Origin of the sequence: Amycolatopsis kentuckyensis (genome assembly GCF_002155975.1) — a bacterium.
GTDB lineage: Bacteria > Actinomycetota > Actinomycetes > Mycobacteriales > Pseudonocardiaceae > Amycolatopsis > Amycolatopsis kentuckyensis.
On sequence record NZ_MUMI01000627.1, the window covers coordinates 1 to 956 of the forward strand.

Here is a 956-nt window from a genome sequence, read left to right on the forward strand (position 1 = left end):
TTCCGGCACCAGCCGCCGCCTGCCGTCTTCCGCCAAACAGCCCCACTTCCCGCCTCCCGACCCCGCCGCGGCCACCCGCCCTCAAAATCTTCGCCGCGCGGATGCTGCTTCCGCCTGCGCCGATCGGCCGCTTCCGGCGGCCCGGCGAGCACCGAGCGGGCCCGTCCTCCGCCCCGGAACGAAGGCGCGGCCGCCGCCTCGAGCAGGCGTTTTGATTGCGCCGAGCGATCGCCCGGCCGGTCACCCGTGCATCTGCATCCGCGACGCGGGCCCGTCCCGCCATCAGGCCGCGCCGATACCCCTGTTCGCCCTGGCGCTCGCACCGGGCGGGGCACCCCGATTGCCCCCGTTTGCCCGGATTACCCGCGCCCGACGAGTGCTCGATGACCCGATCGGCTGACCGGCGCTCACCGGCGGGAGTCCCGGCTGTGATCCACACAACTGGTTGAGCGCGAAATAGTTCAACGCTCAACCTCGTTGCACGGGGTACCGACCCAACGGAAGGAAGCACAGCCCCATGACCACCTTTGCCGAGCAGACCGAGGCCCTCCAGGTCCCCGCGGACGTCCAGAACCTCCTCTTCCGCGAGGCCCGCACGGCCAACAGTTTCAGCTCCGAGCCGGTGACCGAGGAGCAGGTCCGCGCGATCTACGACCTCGTCAAGTGGGCCCCGACGTCGATGAACACCCAGCCGCTGCGGGCGCTGGTGCTCCGGACCGCCGAGGCGAAGGCCCGCCTGCTGCCGCACATGGCCCCGGGCAACCGGGACAAGACCGAAGCCGCTCCGCTGACCGTCGTGCTCGCCGCGGACGTCGACTTCCACGAAAACATCCCCCAGGTCTTCCCGCACGCCCCGCAGGTGAAGGACAACTTCGCCGACGAGCAGGGCCGCGTCGAGTTCTCGAAGCTGAACTCGCTGCTGCAGGTCGGCTACTTCATCATCGGCGTCCGCGCCG

1 protein-coding gene is annotated in these 956 nt (G+C 70.4%); it reads left to right on the forward strand.

Annotation, left to right across the window (positions count from 1 at the left end; genetic code table 11):
• Positions 1 to 517 precede the first annotated feature (517 nt).
• A partial coding sequence (locus CCN39_RS44115; protein ID WP_086852711.1) for a malonic semialdehyde reductase occupies positions 518 to 956 on the forward strand: 439 nt, incomplete at its 3' end.